Origin of the sequence: Cellulomonas sp. Leaf334, assembly GCF_001424195.1 — a bacterium.
Classification (GTDB): domain Bacteria; phylum Actinomycetota; class Actinomycetes; order Actinomycetales; family Cellulomonadaceae; genus Cellulomonas.
The window spans coordinates 1,923,271-1,945,448 of sequence record NZ_LMOO01000001.1 but is presented as its reverse complement, the minus strand read 5'-3'; the positions used below and the strand labels follow the sequence as shown (position 1 = coordinate 1,945,448).

The window sequence follows — 22,178 nt, the reverse complement described above, 5'->3', positions numbered from 1 at the left end:
TCCGACACCGTCACCGGGCAGCGCGCGCGAGCCGGGCCTCCCGCTGCTTCTGCTTCTGGTTCGCCAGGTCCTGCTCGCCCTTGAGCGTGGTGCTCTCCACCCAGGACAGCAGCCCGTCGTCGGCCTCCCGGAAGACCTGCCCGTACCGGATGCGGCTGAACACGTCCGGCATGCGTGTGGTCAGGTATTCGATCGCGACGCGGCCCAGCGCCCACGCGGCGGCGACGCCGTTGAGCAGACCGACCACGACCGCGGCGACGGTCAGCGCGGCCGACCCGGTGAGCTGCGACCACACGATCATCCCGGCCGTCGGGATCGACGCCACGGGGACCAGGAGGAGCACGATCCAGACGTGCAGGGCGATGTTGCCGTTCGCGTCGTTCGGCCCGAGCCGTCGGCGCGGGTCGACTCCGGGCGACACCCCGAGCGCCGACACGAGGATCGCGGCGCCCGCGGCGGCACCGAACACCGCCGGGATCGACGCCAGCAGCACCGGGACGGCCCACCACGCCTGGCTGAGCAGCAGGAACGCGACGGACACGACCAGCGCACGCGGAACGAACACGAGGAGCATCGCCCACTGGCGGCCACGGACGTCGGACCGCACGGACGACTCGTCCTCGCCGACGACGTTCTGCCACACGGCGGACCCGTCCTGCCCGTAGAGGTTGCACCCGCTGAGGCCGAGCATGAACGCGACGATGAGCCCGGCGAACGACGCGACCGGTGCGGTGTAGCCCCCGAGGAGGGCGAACACGCCGATCGCGGCACCCGTCCACACGGCGGTGCTGCTCTCCAGGGCGCGCCAGGCGTCCCGCCGCCACTGCCGGAGCTCCTTCATCACGACCGCGCCGGTCTGGGTGGCGGGCAGGATCCCGCCGCCCGCGACCAGGGCGCGGGAGCGACGCCCCTGCCGCCGCTTCTCGACGGCGGCGCTGCGGGGCACCAGCAGCGGGATGGTGGCCAGCACCAGGACGGCGTCCACGCCCGCGAGCGCGAGCAGCAGCAGCCCGGCACGTGACCAGTCGCCCGCGGCTGCGGCGTCGACGGCGAGCACCGTCCAGGAGGTCGGCAGCGCGTCGACGACCGTCGTGATGATCCCCTCGGGCAGACCGTCCTGGAGCAGCTTCGGGATGCTCTCCACGGCCACCTGCACGACCATCCAGCCGGCGAACCACGCGGCGAACATGAGGCCGAACTGCACCCCGGCGATCTCGACACCGAGCTTGGTCTTCATCGCCGCACCGAGCAGGCCGTAGACCAGGCGCGACAGGGTGACGACGAGCAACCAGGTCAGGGGGGCGCCGACGAGGACCACGACGACCGTCTCGGGCGCCACGGACAGCGCGTGGACGACTGTCGCGAGGAGGGCGAGCAGCACGAAGCCGGACGCGATGCTCACCAGCACGCTCGCCAGCAGGCCGCGTCCGAGGGCGGCTCGCGGCAACGGGAGCAGCGCGAAGTAGTCGGCGCGCAGGACACCCGCCCCGCTGGTCAGGACCGGTCCGATCGCGGCGCCGAGGCCCCACAGGGCGAACACGAGGGTCAGCGCGGACGCGCGCACCTGGTCCCCGGACGCCAGGAGGGCCACCGCCCAGGTCGCGAGGACGGCCACGCCCCCGAACACCCAGCCCACCTTGCGCAGCCCCGGCGTGGTGTTCCGCAGCATCGTGAACTTCAGCGAGATCAGCTCCCGATCCATGCGAGCTCCTCCTCGTCGACCTCGGGGGCGCCGACCAGCTCGACGAACCGGTCCTCGAGGCTGGCGCCCCGCCGCACCTCGTCGAGGGTGCCGTCGGCCACGACCTGCCCGCGGGCCACGATCGCCACGCGGTCGCACAGCTGCTCGACCATCGCCATGACGTGGCTGGAGATCACCACGGCACCGCCGCCCTCGGTGAACCGGCGCAGGATCCGCGTCAGCACCCGCGCCGAGACCGGGTCGACCGCCTCGTACGGCTCGTCGAGGACCAGCACCTTCGGCGCGTGCAGCAGCGCGGTGGCCAGGCCGATCTTCTTGCGCATGCCCGTCGAGTACTCGCCGACGAGCGTGCCCAGCGTCTCGGCCTCGTCGAGCTCCAGGATGCGCAGCAGCTCCCCGGTGCGCGCCGCGACGACGTCCTTCGGCAGCCGGCGGAAGCGTCCCCAGTAGGTGAGGAGCTCCCCGCCGGTCAGCCGCTCGGGCAGGGCGAGGCCGTCGGGCAGCACCCCGAGCCGCTGCTTGGCGCCGATGGGGTCGGCCCACACGTCGATCCCCTGCACCAGCGCCCGGCCGCTCGTGGGCCGCAGCAGGCCCACCGCCATCGACAGGGCGGTCGTCTTGCCGGCGCCGTTCGGTCCGACCACCCCGTAGAACGACCCGTACGGGACGCGCAACGACATGTCGTCGACGGCCACCTTCTCGGCGAACTCCCGGCGGAGGTCGATGAGCTCGAGTGCGTGTTCGTCTGCCATGCCCCCAGTCTCGACCTCCGGCCCGACGGCCTCGTCGGTCGATCGGCCAGACCTCCCGGCCGTCCGGCCAGAAGTCGTCGGCCGACCGTCGTCGTCGGACCGCGTCTCCGTATCCTCGGAGGATGGCTGAAGCGGCGCGCGCCCGCAGGTGGCTGCGCGCGCTGTCGCCGCTGGAGCCGCACCGGACCCGCCGCGAGTGGGTCGCCGACGGCATCGTGTTCGCCGTCTCGCTCTGGTCCTGGTACTACTACGCGTTCCTCATCCACCCGTCCTTCGTCGCGGGCGTCAGCGCGTGGTTCTGGCCGCTCGACATCGCCCTCGGTCTCGTCGCGTGCCTGCTCCTGTGGTGGACCCGCCGGTACCCGAGCGTCGTGGGCCTGTTGCTGGTGCTCCCCGGGGCGCTGGCCATCACCGCCGCCGTGCCCACCCTCGTCGGCGTCTTCCGGATGGCGACGTGGTCCCGGCCGCTGCGCTCCGTGGCGATCACCGCGCTGCACATCGCGACCGCGCTGCCCTACCACTGGCTCTTCCCGCTGCCGGGCATGGAGCTGCTGGTGTGGTTGGTGACGATCCCCCTGATGTACGCGCTGGTCCTGTGCGCCGGGCTGCTCGCGCGGTCCCGCCGTCAGGTCATCGAGGGTCTGCGCGAGTCCGCCGCCCGGGACCGCGAGCGCTACGAGGAGCGGCTGGCGACGACGCGTCGCGACGAGCGCGAACGGATCGCCCGCGAGATGCACGACGTGCTCGCCCACCGCGTCTCGCTGCTGTCCGTGCACGCCGGCGCGCTGGAGTACCGCACCGACCCCGCCCGCCCGGCAGCGACGGCGCCGACCTCGGCGGAGATCCACGACGCGGCCGTCGTCATCCGCGAGAACGCGCACCGCGCCGTGGAGGACCTCAGCGAGCTGCTCACGGTGCTGCACGAGGTCTCGCCCGGCACCGACCGCCCGCAGCCCCGGCTGCGGGACATCCCCCAGCTCGTCGCCGAGGCGCGGGAGGCCGGCGAGTCCGTCGACATCCGCATGTCGGTCCCGACGGACGGCCTGCGGGAGTCGATGCAGCGCACCGCGTTCCGCGCCGTCCAGGAAGGGCTGACCAACGCCCGCAAGCACGCCCCGCACGCAACCGTGCACGTGGTCGTCGCGGAGCACGACGACGACCTCCTGGTCGAGGTGGAGAACGCTGTGCCCGTCGGGCTGACCGCCGCCGAGATCCCCGGTGCCGGGCGCGGGCTCGTCGGGCTGGCCGAACGGGTGCGGCTGGAGGGTGGTCGGATGGACGCCGCGGTCCGCGACGGGCGGTTCCGGTTGACCGTGGTGCTCCCGGCCGGGGCGCGATGAGCGATCGAGAGATCCGCGTCCTCCTCGTCGACGACGACCCCCTGGTCCGGACCGGCCTGAAGCTGATGCTCGCCGGCGCCGACGGCATCACGGTCGCCGGGGAGGCGTCCGACGGCGACGAGCTCGACGACGCCGTCGCGCGCACCCGGCCGCACGTCGTCCTCCTCGACGTCCGCATGCCGCGTCTCGACGGGGTGGCCGCGCTGCGCAGGCTGCGGGCGGATCCCCGGCCCGCCGTCATCGTGCTCACCACGTTCCGCACCGACGGCGTGGTCCTCGACGCGCTGCGCGCCGGCGCCGCCGGGTTCCTGCTCAAGCACACGCCGCCCGAGCAGATCGTCGACGCGGTCCGGACCGCCGCGGACGGGCAGCCGATCGTCTCGCCGAGCGTCCTGACCCAGCTCATCGAGCACGCCCGCTCAGGTGGCGCCCCCGCCGCCCCCGACCTGCGCGAGGCCGGGCTCAGCCAGCGGGAGTACGAGGTGGCGATGGCCGTCGCCGACGGCCTGGGCAACGCGGAGATCGCCGAGCAGCTGTTCCTGTCGCTCGGCACCGTGAAGTCGCACATCTCCAGCGCGCTCACCAAGCTGGGCCTGGAGAACCGGGTCCAGCTCGCCATCCGCGCGCACGACGCGCGCCCGCGAGACTGAGCCCATGAGCGACGACTTCCCCGAGCTGATCTCCACCGGGACCCTGCCCCGCCTCGAGCTGGTCGAACGCCTCATGCAGGAGGCGCACGACCGGTACGCGGGCGTCGACGACGGTGCCGTCGCCGACTACATCCCCGCGCTCGCAGACGCCGACCCGGCACTGTTCGGGCTGAGCATCGTGTCCGTCACCGGCGCCTCCCACAGCGTCGGCGACGCCCTGCACGAGTTCTCCATCCAGTCCGTGTCGAAGGCGTTCGTGTTCGCGCTGGTCTGCGACGCACTCGGCCCCGAGGCGGTCCTCGACGCCGTCGGCGTGAACAACACCGGCCTGCCGTTCAACTCCGTGATGGCCCTGGAGCTCAACGACGGCAGCCCGATGAACCCGCTGGTCAACGCCGGAGCGCTGGCCACCACCAGCCTGGTCCCGGGCGCGACCGCCGACGACAAGTGGGCGTTCCTGCAGGCTGGCCTGTCCGCGTTCGCCGGCCGCCCGCTCCTGCTCGACGACGACGTGTACGCCTCTGAGGCAGCCCACAACCGCCGCAACCAGGCCATCGCCCGGCTCCTGGAGTCCTACGGCCGCATCGCCCACGACCCCCTGGAGACCACCGACGTCTACACGCGGCAGTGTTCCCTGCTCGTCTCCGCGACCGACCTGGCCGTCATGGGCGCCACCCTCGCCGACGGCGGCGTCAACCCCGTCACCGGCGAGCGCGTCGTCGACCCGTCCGTGTGCCGGTACGTGCTCGCCGCCCTCGCCACGAGCGGCCTCTACGAGCGCTCCGGCGAGTGGCTGTTCAGCATCGGGCTGCCCGGCAAGAGCGGCGTGTCCGGAGGCATCGTGACCGTCGCACCCGGCAAGGGGAGCCTGAGCACGTTCTCCCCGCGCCTCGACGCGGCCGGCAACAGCGTCCGCGGCGGGCTGGCCACCCGGTACCTGTCCGGCGCACTGGGCCTGAACCTGTTCGCGTCACGCCCCGAGGTCGGCTCGTCCTCGTGATCGGCATCCCGTACCCACCGGGACCCTGGACGCTGCGCAGCGAGCTGCTCGTGTCGGTGCTCCGCGTCCCCGCGGACCGGCTCGTCGGCCTGACCGAGGCGCTGCCCGTCGGGTACGAGGAGGTGCCGGTGCGCGGCTCGGCGCTGGTCGGCCTCGCGGCCGTCCGGTACGTGCCGGGTGGGGTGCTCACCTACGACGAGCTGCTCGTCGCGGTGCTGAGCACCGACGGTCGGATGCCGCGCGTGACGATCCCGCAGATCTGGGTGACGACCGCCGCGTCCCGTGCAGGTGGCCGAGCGTTGTGGGGCATCCCGAAGGACCTGGCCCGCATCACCCGCTCCACGGTCCCGGGGACCCGACCCGACGGGACGTCCGTGCGGACGGAGGTGCGCACCGCGGACGGGACCGCCGTGGCCCGGCTGACCGCGCGGGTCGGCCCGCGCCTCTCGCCCGTCCCGGTGGTGCTGCCGCTACCGACTGCGCAACGCCGGCCCGACCGGTCGACCGTCGTCGCCCACAACACCGTGCGCGGGACGTTGCGACGGCTCGCGGTCCGGTGGGACCTGGCCGAGTCGGGTCCGCTCGGCCACCTGCACGGCATCCGGCCGGTCGCCTCGGTCGCGGTCCAGGACGCCACGGTGGTTTTCGGTCGGCGGGTGGTCGAGTCGTGACCGGCGCGAGCGACGGCCTCGGGTCCGGGGGACCGGAGTAGGGGCGACTCGGACAGCCCCTCATGTCCGGCGCGTGAGGTACCGATGCCCTGGTGGGTCCGACGACCAGGATCGGGCACCCGCCACGTGAGGAACCCGTCAGTCATGACTGCTTCACCGAAGCGGCACCGTCACCGTGCCGAGCCGCAGCCCCGCCGCGCGCTCTCGTGGTCGCGGCCGCTCACCGTGGCCCCCATCGTGAGCGTCGGGGTCATCGCCATCGCGGTGCTGACCAGCGCGAGCGCGAGCTCGACACCGCTGGGCGCGAGCATCGGGACGCACGGGGAGGCCTCGTCGACCGCGCTCCAGGCGCCCGTGTCCGCCGCGGTGAGCGCACCGGCGGACGCCGTCTGGGTTGCCCCGGACGCCGACGTGCCGTGGCTCGGACCGGCGATCGACGCCGAGCTCGCGCGGATCGCCGCAGAGCAGGCCGAGGCAGCGCGACTCGCCGCCGAGGCCGCCGCGCAGGCAGAGGCGGAGGCCGAGCTCCAGGCCGCCGCGCACAAGGCTGCACGGGACGCGGCACGCCGACCGGCGCGGAGCGCGGCCCCGACCGTCCCGTCGAGCACCCCGGTCGGCGAGGTCAAGCAGTACGCGGCCTCGCTGGTGGCCGCGGACCAGTTCGGCTGCCTGGACGCGCTCTTCCAGCGCGAGTCGGGCTGGAACCCCACCGCGAAGAACAAGTCGTCGAGCGCGTACGGCATCCCGCAGGCGCTCCCCGGATCCAAGATGGCCTCCGCCGGTGCCGACTGGCAGACCAACCCGTTGACGCAGGTCCGCTGGGGCGTCTCCTACGTCAACGCCCGGTACGGCTCGCCGTGCGGCGCGTGGGCGCACTCGGAGTCCCACGGCTGGTACTGACGTCGCGGACGCGTCGCGCGAACGCTGCAGCCGTAGGGTGCAGCCGAGCAGACAAACCCGAAGGAGCCGATGTCCCCGTGATCGTCGAGTCGTCGGTCGTCGTCCCGGTTCCGCCCGAGGTCGCGTTCGCGGTGTCCCAGACCACCGGCGAGACGCGGCTGCGGTGGGACCCGTTCATCCGTCGGCAGGCGTTCCTCGACGACGCCACCGCCCCCGCCAAGGGCGTCCGCACCCTGACCCGGCACCGGTCCGGGCTGCGCATGGTCAGCGAGTACGTGTCGTACCAGCCGCCGACGAACGTCGGGATGAAGATGGTCGAGGGCCCCTGGTTCTTCGCCGTCATGGCGGGCGGCTGGCGGTTCACCGCGCTGCCCGACGGCGGCACCAAGGCCGTCTGGCGGTACAGCTTCACGTGCCGGCCGCGGTGGCTGGCGCCGCTCGCGGAGCGCGTCGGGCGCGTCGTCCTGAAGCGCGACATCGACCGTCGGATCGCCGGCTTCGCGCGCGGCTGCGCCGACCCCGCGGTGCTCGCGGCCGTCGGCGGGTAGTTCCGCCTGTCCCGGCGACGTCTCCCGGGCTTACGCTCGGGGGACTTGCTGAACCCGACCCACGGGAGCACCCGTGACCGACACCATCGACCGGCCCGTCGTCCTCGACCTGGACGACGACGTCCGCGAGCGCCCCGTCGTGACCCGACGCCCCATGCACGCACCGGCTCCCGCGTACCAGCCGCTCTCGGCGACCGTGCGGTACCCGCCCGGTCCGGTGCCGGACCTCGAGGACGCGGTGCCCGAGCCGACGCCGGTCCGCACGCCCCGACAGTGGCCTCGGCTGCGGCTGCGGGTCGACCTCCGGATCAGGCCGTCGGCGTGGCCCCGGTCCCGCGTCGCGGCCGGCCTGCTCGGGATCTTCCTGGGCGCGTTCGGCCTGCACCGCATGTACCTCGGCTACTGGCGTCGCGGGCTGACGATGCTCGCCATCACCGTGGTCGGCGGGTTCTTCACGCTCGGGCTCGCCGCCCTGGCCATGGGGCTGTGGGGGTTCACCGAGGGGCTGCTCGTCCTATCGGTCCGGCGTGGCCGGTACGCGCGTGACGCCTACGGCAAGCTGCTGCGCGGCTGATCAGCGAGGAGCCGGTCGGTCGGTGCGCGCACCGGCATCACCCGTACGGTGCGCACCGATCGTGGCTGGGGCATGGCTCGTTCAGGGCACGTCTTCAGACGGACTCGGCCGGTGCCATCCTCGCCGCACCCGTGGTCGGGTCCGGGACCCCGTAGGTGTACGTGAGGAATGCCCCGCCGTCGTGCTCGGCGACCGGCGCGGACGGGCCGTCGAGCGTGAAGCCGAGCCGCTCGTAGAGCGCCCTGGCCGTCGTGTTCGACGGTTGCGTCTCCAGCCGGACCTCCGCCACGCCGTTCGCCGCGGCCTCGTCGAGGACGTGCTGGACCAGCGCCCGCCCGGCTCCGATCGCACGGGCGGTCGGGGCGACGAAGAGGTCGTTCAGCCACCAGACCGTGCCGAGGTCGAGCGAGGTGTGCGCCGGGTAGACCTGGACGAACCCTGCGACGCCGTCGTCGGCGAGCGCCGCCCAGACGAAGGAGTCCTGCGTCCGCACACGACGGTGCAGGAAGGTGCGGGCGTCGTCGTCGGTGTCGAGGCGACCGTAGAAGTGCCGGTACGCGACGAACAGCTCGACGACGGCGGAGGTCGTACGGGCGTCGGTCGTGCCGTCGATGCGGGTGATCGTCATGGGGTCTCCTGGAGAAGATCGGCAACGGGTCCGAGGTCGATGACGCCGCTGCCCGCGGCCCGTTCGTCCATGGCGGGACGGAGCGCGTCGGCGGCCCGGCGACCGGCGGCTCGGTGCTCGGTCTCCCCGGCGGCGCGGGCGACGAGGCACCACATCGCCTCCAGCAGGAGGTCGTGCGGCGGGTCGGGGACGGCGTCGAGTGCGGCGACAGCCTCCGGCGTGCGGCCCGCGCGGGCCAGCAGGAGCGGGCGGACCCACGGTTCGTAGGGGCCGACGTCGGCGTCGGGCAGCGGGCGGCCGGCACGCAGCGCGGTGGTCACGTCGCTGAGCGCGGCGATGCCGTGCGCGAAGCCGGGCATGTCGTCGGCGGGTGGCGGCACGACGGGGGCGTCGGTGAACGTGTGCCGGAACCAGGTGGTGAACACCGACGCGAGGGGGCGTTCGTGGCGTGCGGCGAGTGCGTCGACCGCGTCGGCCTCGACGGTCGCGGCGGGGACGTCGTCGAGCGCGCAGAGCGCCTGGAGGCGGATGAGGCGACCGTGGATCTCGAAGGTGGGCAGCTCGGCGGTGGTGGCGACGGCGACGATCTCCGCCCCGATCGCGTCGCGCTCACGGGCGAGGCCGGTGGCGGTGAAGCACTGCATCCAGCGGGCGCCGAGCGCGAAGCACAGCAGCTGCGGATCGCCGAGGGACCGCGCGAGGTGCACGGCCTCGTCGGCCTCGGCCCGACGGTCCGCCGTGCCGCGGGACTCCATCGCGACGGTCGCCAGGAGTCGCGCCCGGGTGCGACCGGTCGCCGCGGGCAGGAGCCGCCGTGCCGCGTCGACGAGGGCCGCCGCCTGCGCGGGGTCGTCGGACCGGGTCCAGATGCCGGGGACGTCGAACCCGCCGACGATCCGGGCGGTGAGCTCCGCGTCGCCGAGCTCCTCCGCCGCGGCGATCGCGGCGAGCCGCTGCTCCCTGACGAGCCCGAGGGTGCCGGACGTCGCCAGCCCGGGCAGCAGGGCGTTCGCGCTCTCCAGCTGCGCGCGAGCACCGGACCGGGCGTGCGCCGTCGCGGCCCGCAGCAGGAGCGACCCTCCCGTGTCCGGGACGTCGTCGCGGAGGATGTCTCGCTCCAGGTCCGCGAGGCGCGGGCCGGGGTCGAGCCCGAGCTCGTCCACGAGCCGGGTCCGCGCACGGCGCAGGACAGCGAGCGCGTCGGCCCGCCGCTCGCTGCGGTAGAGCGCGAGGGCGAGCAGCCGCCAGCCGTTCTCCCGCCACGGGTGCGCCTCGACGTGCTGCTCCAGCAGCGGCACCACCTCGGCGCCTCCACCGTCGGCTGCTCGTTCCACGGCGTCGGCACGGAGCGCGGCGACGCGTGCGCGCTCGGGCTGCGCCCAGGGCCGGTCGGCGAACTCCTCGAACGGGAGCTCGGTGAGGTCGTCGTCCCGGACGTCCCAGAGGTCGACACTCACGCCCCGCAGCGCGTACCCGGTGCCGACCGTCACCAGGACCGTGGGGTCGGTCCGCGGCGGGCGGTCCGGTTCGAGGATGCGGCGCAGCTCCCCGACGAAGGTCCGCACGGCGCCGACGGCACCGGCGGGCGGGTCGTCCCAGAGCTCGTCGACGAGCCGGTCGGTCGAGACGACGCGGCCGTGGGCGGCCACCAGCAGGCCGAGGATCTCGCGGTGCCGCGGCTTGGTGATCCTGAGCGGGGTGCCGTCGATCTCGGCCCCGATCGGACCGAGGACCCGGATCCGCGGCTCACCCACGCGGTCACTGTAGTGGCGCTGATCGGGCGCTGATCGAGGCGGGCGAGGGTGGGGTCATGACGATCACCCTGCCCGGCTTCGACTACCACCGTGTCCCCACCGCCGACGGCGCGCACCTGTCCGTCGCGGTCGCCGGCACCGGCCCCGCCGTCGTGCTGCTGCACGGCTTTCCCCAGACGCACCTCATGTGGCGGCACGTCGCCGCCGACCTGGCGGCCGACCACACCGTCGTCGTCCCGGACCTGCGCGGCTACGGTGCGAGCGACAAGCCGGCCGAGTCGACCGAGGACACGTACTCCAAGCGGACGATGGCGGCCGACGTCGTCGAGGTGGCCCGCGCCCTCGGCGTCGACTCGTTCGCGCTGGCCGGGCACGACCGCGGGGCCCTCGTCGCGACCCGTGCCGCCCTCGACCACCCCGCCACCGTCACGCACCTGCTGACCCTCGACGTGCTGCCCACCCTCGACATGTGGGACATCCTGCGCGGCGCCGACGCGAAGGTCGCCTGGCACCTGTACCTGATGGCCCAGCCGGTGGGCGTGCCCGAGCCGATGATCGAGGCGACCGCCGACCGGTTCTTCTCGTCGTTCCTCGACGACTGGGTGCAGCACCCCGACGCCATCCCCGCGGAGTACCGCTCCGAGTACCTGCGCGCGTCCCGCGACGCGGTCTGGTCGATCGTCGCCGACTACCGGGCCTCCGCCGGGGTCGACGTGCGGCACGACCGCGAGGACCGTGCGGCGGGCCGGACCCTGGAGATGCCCGTGACCGTGATCCAGCAGGACTGGGGCGCTGCGCTCGGCTACGACGCCGCCGCCCTGTGGCACGCGTGGGCACCCGGCGTCGACCACCGCACCCTCGACGCCGGCCACTTCATGGCCGAGGAGGCACCGGACCAGGTGATCAGGACGCTGCGAGAGCTGCTGGACCGCTGACGTCATAGGTGCGGGGGACGAGCCGGGTCTCCGCGCGCCGGGCGATCGTCAGCCCGAGCCCCAGACCCCGGAGCACCGCGACGACGCCGGTGACGTGCAGCGACCCGTGTCGCTCCAGCACGAGGTGCACGCGACCGTGCGACCGCTCCGCGCGGTGGAACCCGAGGATCGTCGTCGAGACCGTGGTGTGCAGCGGGAACCGGTCCCGCGCGACGGCGTCGTCAGCGTGCTCCAGGATCACCAGGTCCGCACCGCCGAGCTCGGCCCGCAGGCCCTCGACCCGCCAGTGCACCGGCGCATCCAGCCCACCGGTGACGTGCCGGGACCTGTTCGCCGACGAGACCGCCAACGGCTCGCCACCGACGGCGTCGGACGCGGCGGCAAGGAACACCTGCGACGGGCACCCGTCGCCCGGCACGATGACCTGGGTCGTCGTCGTGTCCCCGTCCTGCGCGGTCAGGTCGGCGGGCACGTGACCGGCGGCCGGGCCACGGAACCCGAACGGGCCGAGCGCGCTGAACGCGTCGACGACGTCCTGCACGAGCGACGGCGACACCGCCGCCGGGAGGGCCGCGAGGTCGAACGCGTCCAGGACGTGACCCGTCGGTGCGGTCACGCTGCCGGTCTGGTCCAGCGGCCGGCCCTTCAGGGAATTGACCCGCCGGACGCCGTCACCGCGGGACGTCAGTGCGTAGATCGCGCCGAACCCGTGCGCGACGGGGGTCCCGTCGGCGAGCAGGGCGGCCGCGGCGCGCGCGTCGGCGGGGCGGTCGAGGACGAGGCGCGCAGGGGCGTCGGACATGGTGGTTCCTCCCGGGGTCACCACCAAGGACGAGCGGACGGCCCGCGGGATACCACCTGTCACAGATCCTCCTCGGCCGGTGTCTTGTGCCCGACACCGCATCCCCTGGAGGAGACATGACCAGCACCACCCGCGTCCCGGCCGTCGAGATCACCGGCCTGTACGGGACCGTCGTGAAGACGTTCAGCAAGAAGATGTTCGGCAAGGTGCCCGAGTCGCTCGGCGTGCTCTGGAACAGCCCGCCGGTGCTGAAGCTCTCGATGTCGCTGGGCCAGAAGTCGTCGCGGTGGCACGCGTGCGACGAGGACCTGAAGTCCTACGCCCACATGGCGGCGGCGTCCCTCATCGGCTGCTCGTGGTGCCTGGACCTCGGCTACTTCCAGGCGAACAACGAGGGTCTGGACCTCACGAAGGCCCGTGAGGTGCCGCGGTGGCGGGAGTCCGACGCGTTCACCCCGCTGGAGCGGGACGTGCTGGAGTACGCGGAGGCGATGTCGCAGACGCCGCCGACCGTGACCGACGCGCTGTCCGCCCGGCTGCTCGACCAGCTCGGCGCACCGGCGCTGGTGGAGCTCACGTCGTGGGTGGCGCTCGCCAACCTGTACGCGCGGACGAACTTCGCGCTCGGGATCGAGGCCGAGGGGTTCGCGGCGTCGTGCGGCCTGCCGCCTCTGTCGCAGCCCGGCCGCGTAGCGTCGCAGGCATGACCGACGACCCCTTCGTCGCGCACCGCAACCTGCTGTTCACGGTCGCGTACGAGCTGCTCGGCTCGGCCGCCGACGCCGAGGACGTCGTGCAGGAGACGTGGCTGCGCTGGGCCGACCTGGGTGACGACGGCCGGGCCGAGGTCCGCGACGGACGGGCGTACCTGGTGCGCATCGTCACGCGCCAGTCGCTCAACCGGATGCGCACGCTGGCCCGCCGGCGCGAGGACTACGTCGGGGAGTGGCTGCCCGAGCCGCTGCTGACCAGCCCCGACGTGGCCGACGACGTGGAGCTGGCCGACAGCGTCTCGTTCGCGATGCTCACCGTGCTGGAGACGCTGGACCCGACCGGCCGGGCGGTCTTCGTGCTGCGCGAGGTGTTCGACGTGCCGTACGACGAGATCGCGGAGGCCGTCGGGAAGTCACCTGCCGCCGTGCGGCAGATCGCGCACCGGTCGCGGGAGCACGTGGCCGCCCGACGACCGCGGCAGCGGGTCAGCCGGGCCGAGCAGTCGGTGGTCGTCGACCGGTTCCTGGCCGCGGTCCGGGGCGGCGACCTGCAGGGGCTGCTCGACGTGCTCGCTCCCGACGTGGTCGTCGTGGCCGACGGCGGCGGTGTGGTCTCCGCGGCGCGGCACCCGATCGTCGGGGCGGACAAGGTGGCCGCGTTCCTCAGCGGCCTCGCCCGGCTCACCGTCGAGTTCGCGACGACGCCGATGTGGCTCAACGGCGCCCCGGCAGCGCGTGTCGACCTCGGTGGGGAGCTGAACACCGCGATGAGCCTGGTGGTCGAGGACGGCCGGATCGTGCGGATCTACGCCGTCCGCAACCCGCACAAGATGGCCCGGCTCGGCGAGGAGACGACCCTCAGCCGGTGAAGGTGGACGGGCGGGTCGGCGACGGCTCCGACCGGAGCCCGGCGCTGCGCGGCGCCGGCACCGGTGGCATCGTGGACGAGCATGGCAGTGATCCTCGACATCACCATCTCCCTCGACGGCTTCGTGTCGGGCTCCGACGACGCGGTGCAGGCGCTGCACGAGTGGGCGGTCGGCGACGGCCGTACCTCGCAGGACGTCCGAGTGCTCGCCGACCTCACCGCCGCGACGGGTGCGGTCGTCATGGGCCGGCACACGTTCGACGTGGTCGACGGCCCCGACGGCTGGAACGACGACATGCACTACGGCGCCGACCAGGGTGACGTGCCGCCGCCGTGCTTCGTCGTGACCCACCGGGCGCCCGAGCACGTGCGGCTCACCGACCGGATGACGATCGTCACGACGGGCCTCCGCGACGCGCTCGACCAGGCGGCCGCAGCCGCGGGCGACAAGGACGTGTTCGTCATGGGCGGCGGAGAGCTGGGCGGGTCGGCGCTGCACGACGGGCTCGTCGACCGGCTGCACCTGCACGTCGCCCCGGTGCTGCTCGGTTCCGGGACCCCGCTGTTCGAGGGTTCGCGGGCGTCCCTGCGGATCGACGAGGCCGCGACCGTCGTCACCCGCAACGCCGCGCACCTGCACTACGACGTCCTTCGGTGACAGGCCGGTGTCAGCGGGCTGTGGAACCGTGGACGCCATGGAGATCACACGTCTGCAACCGGCCGGTCTCGTGCAGAGCCCGGCGTTCAGCCACGTCGCCGTCGTGCCCGCGGGTGCGACGACCATCTACGTCGGCGGTCAGAACGGCGTCGACGACACGGGCACGGTCGTCTCCGACGACGTCGCGGAGCAGTCGGTCCGCGCGGTCGACAACGTGAGCACCGCGTTGGAGGCGGCGGGTGCCACGCTCGCCGACGTCGTGCAGTGGACCGTGTTCATCGCGGAGGGGGCGGACCTGGCCGCGGCGTACGGCGCGATCGGGCCGCGGCTCGCCGGTCCGGGGGCTCCGCCGCTGGTCACGGCCGCGGTGGTGAGCGCGCTGGGCGTGCCGGGTGCGCTCCTCGAGGTCAGCGCGATCGCGGCGGTCCTGCGCGACTGAGGCACGGGCAGTCCGGCCGGTCCACCGCGTGCCCGCCGCACGTCAGGAGCGCGTCAGAGCGCCTCGACGACCTGCTTGAGCGATGCGACGTCGGCGGTGACGAGCGCCGTGTCGCGCTCGTAGTCCGCGTCGGACATCCCCGGTGCGCGGCGCAGCGTGATCACCACCTCGCAGCCGTCGCCGTCGGCGATCGCCCGCACCGGCATGTACACGGTCTCCCCCGTCGGCGTCCGCACCACGTGGTCCAGCACCCCGTACTCGTTCTGCGGCGCGAACGTCAGACCGACCTGCCCCTGCGGGGTCTCGACGGACCAGCCGTCGCCGTCGGGCTCGATCGCGCTGCCCAGGCCGGCCGCCCACTGGGGCAGGTTGCGGGGATCCGCGGCGAACGCGTACACGTCGGCCAGCGGGCGGTCGATGGACACGCTCAGGTGCCGGGACTGCGTCATCCGGCGATCGTGCCACCGTCTGCGGGCCGAGGCGCTCCCGTGCTCCCGCGGTCCACGAGCTCGGGCGAGATGAACCGCACCCCGTGCGCTTCCTCGCGACCGCCCGGTGACTCGATGCGCCGCACGAGCTGGCGCACGGCGAGCTGCCCGAGCCGGTCGGGGGCGCTCTCGATCGACGTGTAGGGCAGCGAGAACGTGCGGGCGAACTCGGCCGAGAACCGACCGACGACGGAGACGTCGCGAGGCGATTCCAGTCCGCGGTCGCGCAGCACGAACGGGAGGGCTGCCGCGGCGGCCTCGTTGCTCACGAGCAGGCCGGTGACGTCGGGGTGGGCGTCGAGGGCGGCACGCAGGTCGGCACCGACCTCGGGCTGGCTGGGTGCGGCCGCGACCGTCCGGAGCGTGACGCCGCGCAACCGGGCCTCCTCGACGGCGGCGTCGCGCAGTCGCCAGACGTAGGCGCCGCCGCGCTCGACGACGTGGTCCGGCTGCGACACCAGCAGCAGCTCGCGGTGCCCCAGGCGGGCGAGGTGCTGGACCATCAGCCGGCCGGTCTCGGCGAAGTCGAGGTCGAACACGTCGAGCCCGGACGGGTCGCCGGGCAGTCCGACCAGCACGCCGGGCCGGTTCGCGCCGCGCAGCACGTCGAGGCGGTCGTCCCGTTCGGCGACGTTCAGGAGGACCACGCCGTCGACCATGAGCGAGCTCGTGATGCGCTGGAGGGCGCGGGCGCCGTCCGCCTCGGAGACGAGGAGGATGTCGTACCCGAGCTCCCGGGCGGTGTTCGAGACGCCGAGGATGTACTGGAGCATCGCGGGTGCGAACTCGTCGTCGAGGAACCGGGCGAGCAGGCCGATGACCCGGGTCTGCGACGTGGCGAGCGCGCGGGCGCCGGCGTTCGGGGTGTAGCCGAGGGTGTCGACGGCGCGGCGGACGCGCTCCTGGATCTCCGGTGACGTGCGCTTGTTGCCGGACAGCACGTTGGACGCGGTGCTGCGGGACACGCCCGCGACCTGCGCCACGTCACCGATCGTCGCCATGGGAATCCTCTCGAAGACGCGAACCGGTTCGCAGAATAGGGCTCGTGCGCCGTCCTGACAACGACCCCGGCGCGCGTCGGACATCGTTGTACTGCCCCTGACCTGCGTCTTCACTGAGAGGGTCTTGACGCCCGAATTGCCCGACACCTACGGTCGTCCAGCGAACCGGTTCGCTGGCGGTGCGTCAGAGACGACAGCGCGGCCACCCGACAGAGAGGTCGACGATGACCAGTCCCGTGAACCCCCGGAGAGTCGCCGCAGCGTGCGTGCTCACGGCCGCCCTCGCCGCACCGGCCGTCCCCGCGGCAGCCGCCCCCGCCGTCGTGCCCGACCCCGCCGTCCACTACGCGTTCGACGACGCCACTCCCGGCAGCGTCGTCACGGACAGCTCCGGGAACGGCCGCGACGCGACGCTCGTCAACGTCGCGACCGCGTCCGTCGTCGACGGCGCCGTGCCGGGCTCGCGTGCGCTGGTCCTGCCCGGCGGCGCGCCGAGCTCCGACGGCGCCTTCGTGACGCTGCCGCGCCCGGTGCTCGAGGGCACCACCGACCTGACGGTCTCGACGAGGGTCCGCTGGGACGGCGGCACGGCCCCGTGGCAGTGGCTCGTGGCGCTCGGCACCGACAACAGCCGGTACCTGTTCACGACGCCCGCCAGCGGCGACGGCCCCCTGCGCACCGCGATCACGACGGTCGGCGGCGGCTCGGAGGCGCGGGTCACCGGCTCCGCAGCCCTGCCCACGGCCGGCTGGCACACGGTCACGACGACGCTCGACACCACCGCGGACGTCCTGACCACCTACCTCGACGGCGCGTCCATCGGGTCGGTCAGCACGCCGATCACCGCGGGTGAGCTGCTCACCGCGGCCGCCACCCAGGCCGGATTCCTCGGCCGCTCCTTCTACGGCGACCCCTTGTTCGCGGGCGCCATCGACGACTTCGCGGTCTACCACGCGGCGCTCTCCGCCGAGCAGGTCGGCGAGCTCGTCGGCGACGTCCCCCAGCCCACCGGCATCACGCAGGACACGTTCGCCGTCACCACCGCGATCGACCAGGCGCCCGCCCTGCCGGCGACGGTGACCGCGACGTTCTCCGACGGCTACGACCGCCCGGTCCCGGTGACGTGGGACGCGGTCGACCCGTCGGCCTACGCGGACCGCGGCACGTTCACGGTCCAGGGCACCGCCGCGGGCTCGGCCGTCACCGCGAACGTCCGGGTGATCCGCCCGGGCGAGCTCATCGTCGACCTCGGCACGGACACCGGCGCGTTCCATGGCGGCGCGTCCGGCACGCTCTACGGCGTCTACGGCCAGGACCTGCCCACCAACAACCTGCTCGAGGGCATGCACCTGCGCACGGTCTCGACCAAGGCCCAGGACGGCCCGCAGCACCCGGGCGCCGACGCGCTCGAGGTGGTCAAGCCGCTCGCCGACTCCACCGACGGCGACGTGTACATCTACATGACCGACATCCACCGCGGCTTCCCGTACCAGTGGGAGGGCAGCACGCCGCAGGAGAAGGTCGCGATCTACCGCGAGAAGGTCTCCGCGCAGGTGGACCAGGTGCTCCAGCTCGACCCGGAGTACCAGGACAACGTCGTCTTCGTGCCGTTCAACGAGCCCGAGGGCAACATGTTCGGCACGGGCGAGTGGTCCTACGACGGCACCAGCTGGCTGTCGGACCCCACCGACTACTTCGCGACGTGGGACGACTTCTACCGGCTGATCAAGGGGAAGATGCCGGACGCCCGGATCGCCGGGCCCAACACCAGCATCCTGTTCGGGCAGGTCAAGGGCTTCCTCGAGCACACCGTCGAGGCCGGCACCGTGCCGGACGTGATGACGTGGCACGAGCTCAGCGACCCGGCGAAGGTCACGTCGTCCGTGGCGACGTACCGGTCGTGGGAGCCCGAGGTGTTCGCGGGCACCGCCTACGAGGGCACCGAGCTGCCGATCAACATCAACGAGTACGCGTTCAACTACCACACGTCGGTCCCGGGCCAGATGATCCAGTGGGTCTCCGCGATCGAGGCCGCCAAGGTCGACGCCGACATCGCGTACTGGAACATCGACGGCAACCTGTCCGACTCCGCGGTGCAGGCCAACCGCGCCAACGGTCAGTGGTGGCTGCTCAACGCGTACGGCTCGATGACCGGTCACACGGTCGAGGTCACGCCGCCGTCACCCGCCACGAGCTACACGCTCCAGGGCGTCGCGACCCTCGACGAGAAGCGCAAGCAGGCCCGCCTGATCCTCGGCGGCGCCGACGGACCGTCCTGGGTGCAGTTCGACGACGTCCCGAAGAAGGTGTTCGGCACGAAGGTCCACGCACTCGTGCGGGAGATCCGCTGGACCGGCCAGATCGGCGACTCCGCGCAGCCCGAGGTCGTCGCCGAGCTCGACCTGCCCGTCTCGAAGGACGGCTCGGTCGTCGTGCCGTTCGGCTCGGACACCCTGCCCGCCCTGCAGGCGTCGTCGGCGTACGAGGTCGTCCTGACCCCGGGCAAGCACGCCACGTCGCCGCAGGTCCCGCCCACCACGTGGCGCGCGACCTACGAGGCCGAGGACGCCGCCTGGACCGGCACCGGCTACAGCCGGAACGGACCCGAGGGCACGCCGACCGACGTCGGCCGGTTCTTCACCTCGGGCTCGTACAACGTGGGCGGGTTGCGGGCCGGGTCGGACGTCACGCTCTCGTTCGAGGTCGACGTGCCGCAGGACGGCACCTACGACCTGTCCGTGTTCGCCAACTCCCTCAACACCTACCCGCTGGTCGCCGAGCAGGGGCCGACGAACGTGTTCCTCACGGTCGACGACGCCGCCGAGCAGGAGCTGTTCCTGCCGCTCGGCTACAAGTGGGTGGTCTGGGACCACACCGACACGCAGGTCGCGCTGAGCGCCGGGAGGCACACGCTCCGGCTGGCCGCGAAGAGCCTCGACGGCACGCGCAGCACGCTCGGCGACTCCATCGTCGACAAGCTCGACCTGTCCCTGGCCAACCCTGCCGCCGCGCAGAGCATCTACGAGGCCGAGCTCGCGGAGCTGACAGGTGCGAAGGCGACCTACGACCGGAAGAAGGTCTCCGGCTCCGGCACGGCCGAGCTGCGCCGGGGCGACGAGGTCACGTTCTGGGTCTACTCGCGCACCGACGGCGAGTCGACGCTGCGGGTCGACACGATCGGAGCCGGCGACGCGGTCCTCGCGGTCAACGGCACCGAGGTCGCCGACGTGAAGAAGTCGACCACGGCGCAGGTCGTGCTCTCCGGCGGCATCAACAAGGTGACCGTCACCGGCGGGCGCGGCACGACGGTCCTCGACCGGCTGCGCGTCGAGCCCACCACCGGCACGCTCGTCGGGAGCACGTACGAGGCCGAGGCCGCCCGGCTCGGGGGCACCGCTGCGGTCGCCGACCGGTCGCTCGCGTCCGGCGGGCAGGCGGTCACGGGGATCGGCGGCGAACCGGGCAACGCGAACACCCTCACGTTCGACGTGACCGTCAAGGCCGCCGGCCGGTACGCGCTGACCGTCCGGTACGCCAACCCCGAGCAGTCACCGGCGACGCACTACAACCCGGACCCGCTGGCCCGGCACGCCGACCTGTCGGTCAACGGGAAGGCCCCGAGCCGGATCGTGTTCCCGCACACGTTCCACCAGAACAACTTCTGGGAGCTCACCGTCCAGGTGGACCTGAAGAAGGGCGCGAACACCCTCGCGTTCTCGTCGCAGGAGCTGCCGAGCTTCGACGGGACGACGCTCATCTCGGACACGTTCCCGGACGTGCTGCTGCGCTCGCAGTACGCGCCCGACGTGGACGCGGTGACGGTCACGCCGTTCTCGAAGGTCGGGAAGGGACGCAGCTGACTCACGTGCAGGAGCCCCCGTCGCCCGGTGTGCGGCGGGGGCCCGTGCCCGAGGTCTGCGCGCGGCGGAACCAGCCGTTGCCGGGGCCGTACGCCGAGCGGATGTAGACGTCGTCGCCGACGCTCACCACCCAGATGGTGACGAACGGGCGCAGGGTCCCGTCGGGCCGGTACGACGAGACCCGCAGCTCGTCGGCGGTGTCGATCGTGGTCAGCATCTCGCTCGTCCATGCGCTCGTCGGTCGGTCTCCTGCCTGTAGTGATCAGGTCCATCGTGTCCCTCTCGTCGCTCCCGTGCGACGCCCCGCGAGCACACGTACTGGCAGGGCCTCCCTCGCGCGCGGACCGCGTCGTACGGTCGAGGGCGTGGACGACCGCGACGGCGTCCGCAGAGGGAGGACGTCCATGCACACCCGCACGCTCGGACAGGGACTTCAGGTCTCGGCAGTCGGCCTCGGCGCCATGGGCATGTCCATGAGCTACGGCCCCAACCCCGGCACGCGCGAGGACATGATCGCGGTGCTGCGGGGCGCGGTGGACCTGGGCGTCACGTTCGTCGACACCGCCGAGGTGTACGGCCCGTACGTGAACGAGGAGCTCGTCGGCGAGGCCCTGGCCCCGGTGCGGGACCAGGTGGTCATCGCGACGAAGTTCGGCTGGAACATCGTCGACGGCACGATGCAGGGCACCGACAGCCGCCCGGAGCAGATCCGCCGGGTCGCCGACGCGTCCCTGTCGCGGCTGGGCACCGACGTGATCGACCTCTTCTACCAGCACCGCGTCGACCCGGCCGTACCCATCGAGGACGTCGCCGGGACGGTCGGCGAGCTGGTCGCCGCCGGGAAGGTGCGCCACTTCGGGCTCTCCGAGGCGGGTGCGGCCACGATCCGCCGCGCGCACGCGGTGCACCCGGTCACCGCCGTGCAGTCGGAGTACTCGCTGTGGACCCGCGACCCGGAGCCCGAGGTGCTGCCGACGCTCGCGGAACTGGGCATCGGGTTCGTGCCGTTCAGCCCGCTGGGCAAGGGGTTCCTCACCGGGACCGTCGACTCGACGACCACCTTCGCCGACGGCGACATCCGCAACCGCGTGCCGCGGTTCAGCGCGGAGAACCGGGACGCCAACGCCGCTCTCGTCGACCGGGTCCGGAGCCTCGCCGAGAGCCGGGGGGCGTCCCCCGGCCAGGTCGCCCTCGCGTGGCTGCTCGCGCAGCAGCCCTGGATCGTGCCGATCCCGGGGACGCGGCGGATCGAGCGCGTCCGCGAGAACGCCGGCGCCGCGGCGGTGGCCCTCTCCGCCGACGAGCGCGCCGAGCTCGACGGGCTCGCCTCGACGGTGGGCGTGGCGGGCAACCGGTACGACGACAACGGGATGGCGATGGTGGGGCTCTAGAGAGGCAGCGGTCGGTCCTCGACGACCGACCGCATCACCAGCGTCGAGCTGACCCGCTGGACCCCGGGGAGGCCCGACAGCTCCTCGTCGTAGAGGCGCTGGTAGTCGCTCAGGTCCTTGGCCACGACGCGCAGCAGGTAGTCGGGGTCGCCGAACAGCCGCTGGGCCAGCAGGACGTTCGGGACCTCGGCGACGGCCGTCTCGAACGTCTGGATCGAGGTCCGCGTGGCCTCGCGCATCGTCACGAAGAGCAGGGCCTCGAACGTCAGACCGAGCGCCGCCGGGTCCAGCCGTGCGTGGTAGCCGGTGATGACTCCCGCCTGCTCCAGCGCTCGCAGCCGGCGGTGGCACGGGGAGACGCTGAGCTGGACGCGTTCGGCCAGGTCGGTGAGGGTCTGACGGCCGTCGCGCTGTAGCTCGGCAAGGATCTGTCGGTCGATCGCGTCCATGGGGGAGATTCTTCCACGATCTCCGTCGGGTCGCGAAGAAGTTGGAACCACCTGT

23 protein-coding genes are annotated in these 22,178 nt (G+C 73.1%); 14 read left to right on the top strand and 9 right to left on the bottom strand.

Annotated elements, in window-relative coordinates:
* Positions 1-10 precede the first annotated feature (10 nt).
* Positions 11-1,702 (bottom strand): hypothetical protein, encoded by a 1,692-nt coding sequence (locus ASF78_RS08900; protein WP_056587012.1) that lies wholly within the window; start codon positions 1,700-1,702, stop codon positions 11-13.
* The gene (locus ASF78_RS08895; RefSeq protein WP_056587009.1) at positions 1,687-2,454 is read right to left on the bottom strand and encodes an ABC transporter ATP-binding protein; all 768 of its coding nucleotides are present in this window, start codon (positions 2,452-2,454) and stop codon (positions 1,687-1,689) included. Before ASF78_RS08895 ends, ASF78_RS08900 begins: the two co-directional genes overlap by 16 nt.
* Positions 2,455-2,576: 122 nt before the next feature.
* On the opposite strand from ASF78_RS08895, the gene ASF78_RS08890 reads away from it, so the two are divergent.
* The 7 genes from ASF78_RS08890 (at position 2,577) to ASF78_RS21950 (ending at position 8,137) form a co-directional block, all read left to right on the top strand.
* Complete coding sequence (locus tag ASF78_RS08890) at positions 2,577-3,794, top strand: histidine kinase (RefSeq protein WP_056587006.1); 1,218 nt, start codon at positions 2,577-2,579, stop codon at positions 3,792-3,794.
* Complete coding sequence (locus tag ASF78_RS08885) at positions 3,791-4,444, top strand: response regulator transcription factor (protein WP_056587002.1); 654 nt, start codon at positions 3,791-3,793, stop codon at positions 4,442-4,444. The genes ASF78_RS08890 and ASF78_RS08885 overlap by 4 nt, the downstream gene beginning before the upstream one ends.
* Positions 4,445-4,448: 4 nt before the next feature.
* Positions 4,449-5,444 carry a glutaminase A gene (glsA, locus tag ASF78_RS08880; RefSeq protein WP_056586999.1) on the top strand — a complete coding sequence of 332 codons (996 nt, stop codon included), beginning with the start codon at positions 4,449-4,451 and terminating at the stop codon, positions 5,442-5,444.
* Positions 5,441-6,115, top strand: a complete 675-nt coding sequence (locus tag ASF78_RS08875; RefSeq protein ID WP_056586997.1) for an acetoacetate decarboxylase family protein — start codon at positions 5,441-5,443, stop codon at positions 6,113-6,115. The genes glsA and ASF78_RS08875 overlap by 4 nt, the downstream gene beginning before the upstream one ends.
* 144 nt (positions 6,116-6,259) lie before the next feature.
* Positions 6,260-7,015, top strand: a complete 756-nt coding sequence (locus tag ASF78_RS08870) for a transglycosylase SLT domain-containing protein (protein ID WP_056586995.1) — start codon at positions 6,260-6,262, stop codon at positions 7,013-7,015.
* A 77-nt stretch (positions 7,016-7,092) separates the two neighbouring features.
* Positions 7,093-7,563, top strand: a complete 471-nt coding sequence (locus tag ASF78_RS08865; RefSeq protein ID WP_056586990.1) for an SRPBCC family protein — start codon at positions 7,093-7,095, stop codon at positions 7,561-7,563.
* A 73-nt stretch (positions 7,564-7,636) separates the two neighbouring features.
* Positions 7,637-8,137: a TM2 domain-containing protein gene (locus tag ASF78_RS21950; protein WP_200940532.1), complete on the top strand. Its 501-nt coding sequence runs from the start codon at positions 7,637-7,639 to the stop codon at positions 8,135-8,137.
* Positions 8,138-8,231: 94 nt separating this feature from the next.
* Here ASF78_RS21950 and ASF78_RS21945 read toward each other — a convergent pair whose 3' ends face one another.
* Complete coding sequence (locus tag ASF78_RS21945; RefSeq protein ID WP_082494876.1) at positions 8,232-8,765, bottom strand: N-acetyltransferase; 534 nt, start codon at positions 8,763-8,765, stop codon at positions 8,232-8,234.
* On the bottom strand, positions 8,762-10,519 hold the full coding sequence (locus ASF78_RS08850; protein ID WP_056586987.1) for a BTAD domain-containing putative transcriptional regulator: 1,758 nt from the start codon (positions 10,517-10,519) through the stop codon (positions 8,762-8,764). The genes ASF78_RS21945 and ASF78_RS08850 overlap by 4 nt, the downstream gene beginning before the upstream one ends.
* 56 nt (positions 10,520-10,575) lie before the next feature.
* On the opposite strand from ASF78_RS08850, the gene ASF78_RS08845 reads away from it, so the two are divergent.
* A complete protein-coding gene (locus ASF78_RS08845) occupies positions 10,576-11,454 on the top strand; it encodes an alpha/beta fold hydrolase (RefSeq protein WP_056586985.1) in 879 nt (292 codons plus the stop codon).
* Here the strand turns inward: ASF78_RS08845 and ASF78_RS08840 are convergent.
* Complete coding sequence (locus ASF78_RS08840) at positions 11,423-12,256, bottom strand: hypothetical protein (protein ID WP_056586982.1); 834 nt, start codon at positions 12,254-12,256, stop codon at positions 11,423-11,425. The genes ASF78_RS08845 and ASF78_RS08840 overlap by 32 nt on opposite strands.
* A 116-nt stretch (positions 12,257-12,372) precedes the next feature.
* Between ASF78_RS08840 and ASF78_RS08835 the strand changes: the two genes are divergently transcribed.
* From ASF78_RS08835 to ASF78_RS08820, 4 genes are all read left to right on the top strand, one after another.
* Positions 12,373-12,963, top strand: coding sequence for a carboxymuconolactone decarboxylase family protein (locus tag ASF78_RS08835; protein ID WP_056586979.1), 591 nt, complete (start codon positions 12,373-12,375; stop codon positions 12,961-12,963).
* Positions 12,960-13,838: an RNA polymerase sigma-70 factor gene (locus ASF78_RS08830; protein WP_056586976.1), complete on the top strand. Its 879-nt coding sequence runs from the start codon at positions 12,960-12,962 to the stop codon at positions 13,836-13,838. Before ASF78_RS08835 ends, ASF78_RS08830 begins: the two co-directional genes overlap by 4 nt.
* 81 nt (positions 13,839-13,919) lie before the next feature.
* Positions 13,920-14,495, top strand: coding sequence for a dihydrofolate reductase family protein (locus tag ASF78_RS08825; RefSeq protein ID WP_056586973.1), 576 nt, complete (start codon positions 13,920-13,922; stop codon positions 14,493-14,495).
* 37 nt (positions 14,496-14,532) lie between these two features.
* Positions 14,533-14,934: a RidA family protein gene (locus tag ASF78_RS08820; protein ID WP_056586970.1), complete on the top strand. Its 402-nt coding sequence runs from the start codon at positions 14,533-14,535 to the stop codon at positions 14,932-14,934.
* 53 nt (positions 14,935-14,987) lie between these two features.
* On the opposite strand, the gene ASF78_RS08815 is transcribed toward ASF78_RS08820, so the two are convergent.
* Complete coding sequence (locus ASF78_RS08815) at positions 14,988-15,383, bottom strand: polyketide cyclase (protein ID WP_056586967.1); 396 nt, start codon at positions 15,381-15,383, stop codon at positions 14,988-14,990.
* Positions 15,380-16,423, bottom strand: a complete 1,044-nt coding sequence (locus tag ASF78_RS08810; RefSeq protein WP_056586965.1) for a LacI family DNA-binding transcriptional regulator — start codon at positions 16,421-16,423, stop codon at positions 15,380-15,382. The genes ASF78_RS08815 and ASF78_RS08810 overlap by 4 nt, the downstream gene beginning before the upstream one ends.
* A gap of 224 nt (positions 16,424-16,647) precedes the next feature.
* Here ASF78_RS08810 and ASF78_RS08805 point away from each other — a divergent pair, with 224 nt between their 5' ends.
* Positions 16,648-20,283, top strand: a complete 3,636-nt coding sequence (locus tag ASF78_RS08805; RefSeq protein WP_056586962.1) for a LamG-like jellyroll fold domain-containing protein — start codon at positions 16,648-16,650, stop codon at positions 20,281-20,283.
* Position 20,284: 1 nt separating this feature from the next.
* On the opposite strand, the gene ASF78_RS08800 is transcribed toward ASF78_RS08805, so the two are convergent.
* Positions 20,285-20,500, bottom strand: a complete 216-nt coding sequence (locus ASF78_RS08800) for a DUF2255 family protein (protein ID WP_056586959.1) — start codon at positions 20,498-20,500, stop codon at positions 20,285-20,287.
* Between the two features lie 187 nt (positions 20,501-20,687).
* Here ASF78_RS08800 and ASF78_RS08795 point away from each other — a divergent pair, with 187 nt between their 5' ends.
* Entirely contained in the window at positions 20,688-21,674 is a 987-nt protein-coding gene (locus tag ASF78_RS08795) for an aldo/keto reductase (RefSeq protein WP_056586957.1), read from the top strand.
* Here ASF78_RS08795 and ASF78_RS08790 read toward each other — a convergent pair.
* Positions 21,671-22,123, bottom strand: a complete 453-nt coding sequence (locus ASF78_RS08790) for an Lrp/AsnC family transcriptional regulator (protein ID WP_056586954.1) — start codon at positions 22,121-22,123, stop codon at positions 21,671-21,673. The genes ASF78_RS08795 and ASF78_RS08790 overlap by 4 nt on opposite strands.
* Between the last annotated feature and the right edge of the window lie 55 nt (positions 22,124-22,178).

Coding starts and splice junctions, on each gene's coding strand:
- ASF78_RS08900 (WP_056587012.1), bottom strand. CDS start 1,702: ATGGATCGGGAGCTGATCTCGCTGAAGTTCACGATGCTGCGGAACACC.
- ASF78_RS08895 (WP_056587009.1), bottom strand. CDS start 2,454: ATGGCAGACGAACACGCACTCGAGCTCATCGACCTCCGCCGGGAGTTC.
- ASF78_RS08890 (WP_056587006.1), top strand. CDS start 2,577: ATGGCTGAAGCGGCGCGCGCCCGCAGGTGGCTGCGCGCGCTGTCGCCG.
- ASF78_RS08885 (WP_056587002.1), top strand. CDS start 3,791: ATGAGCGATCGAGAGATCCGCGTCCTCCTCGTCGACGACGACCCCCTG.
- glsA (WP_056586999.1), top strand. CDS start 4,449: ATGAGCGACGACTTCCCCGAGCTGATCTCCACCGGGACCCTGCCCCGC.
- ASF78_RS08870 (WP_056586995.1), top strand. CDS start 6,260: ATGACTGCTTCACCGAAGCGGCACCGTCACCGTGCCGAGCCGCAGCCC.
- ASF78_RS21945 (WP_082494876.1), bottom strand. CDS start 8,765: ATGACGATCACCCGCATCGACGGCACGACCGACGCCCGTACGACCTCC.
- ASF78_RS08845 (WP_056586985.1), top strand. CDS start 10,576: ATGACGATCACCCTGCCCGGCTTCGACTACCACCGTGTCCCCACCGCC.
- ASF78_RS08840 (WP_056586982.1), bottom strand. CDS start 12,256: ATGTCCGACGCCCCTGCGCGCCTCGTCCTCGACCGCCCCGCCGACGCG.
- ASF78_RS08835 (WP_056586979.1), top strand. CDS start 12,373: ATGACCAGCACCACCCGCGTCCCGGCCGTCGAGATCACCGGCCTGTAC.
- ASF78_RS08830 (WP_056586976.1), top strand. CDS start 12,960: ATGACCGACGACCCCTTCGTCGCGCACCGCAACCTGCTGTTCACGGTC.
- ASF78_RS08825 (WP_056586973.1), top strand. CDS start 13,920: ATGGCAGTGATCCTCGACATCACCATCTCCCTCGACGGCTTCGTGTCG.
- ASF78_RS08820 (WP_056586970.1), top strand. CDS start 14,533: ATGGAGATCACACGTCTGCAACCGGCCGGTCTCGTGCAGAGCCCGGCG.
- ASF78_RS08815 (WP_056586967.1), bottom strand. CDS start 15,383: ATGACGCAGTCCCGGCACCTGAGCGTGTCCATCGACCGCCCGCTGGCC.
- ASF78_RS08810 (WP_056586965.1), bottom strand. CDS start 16,423: ATGGCGACGATCGGTGACGTGGCGCAGGTCGCGGGCGTGTCCCGCAGC.
- ASF78_RS08805 (WP_056586962.1), top strand. CDS start 16,648: ATGACCAGTCCCGTGAACCCCCGGAGAGTCGCCGCAGCGTGCGTGCTC.
- ASF78_RS08800 (WP_056586959.1), bottom strand. CDS start 20,500: ATGCTGACCACGATCGACACCGCCGACGAGCTGCGGGTCTCGTCGTAC.
- ASF78_RS08795 (WP_056586957.1), top strand. CDS start 20,688: ATGCACACCCGCACGCTCGGACAGGGACTTCAGGTCTCGGCAGTCGGC.
- ASF78_RS08790 (WP_056586954.1), bottom strand. CDS start 22,123: ATGGACGCGATCGACCGACAGATCCTTGCCGAGCTACAGCGCGACGGC.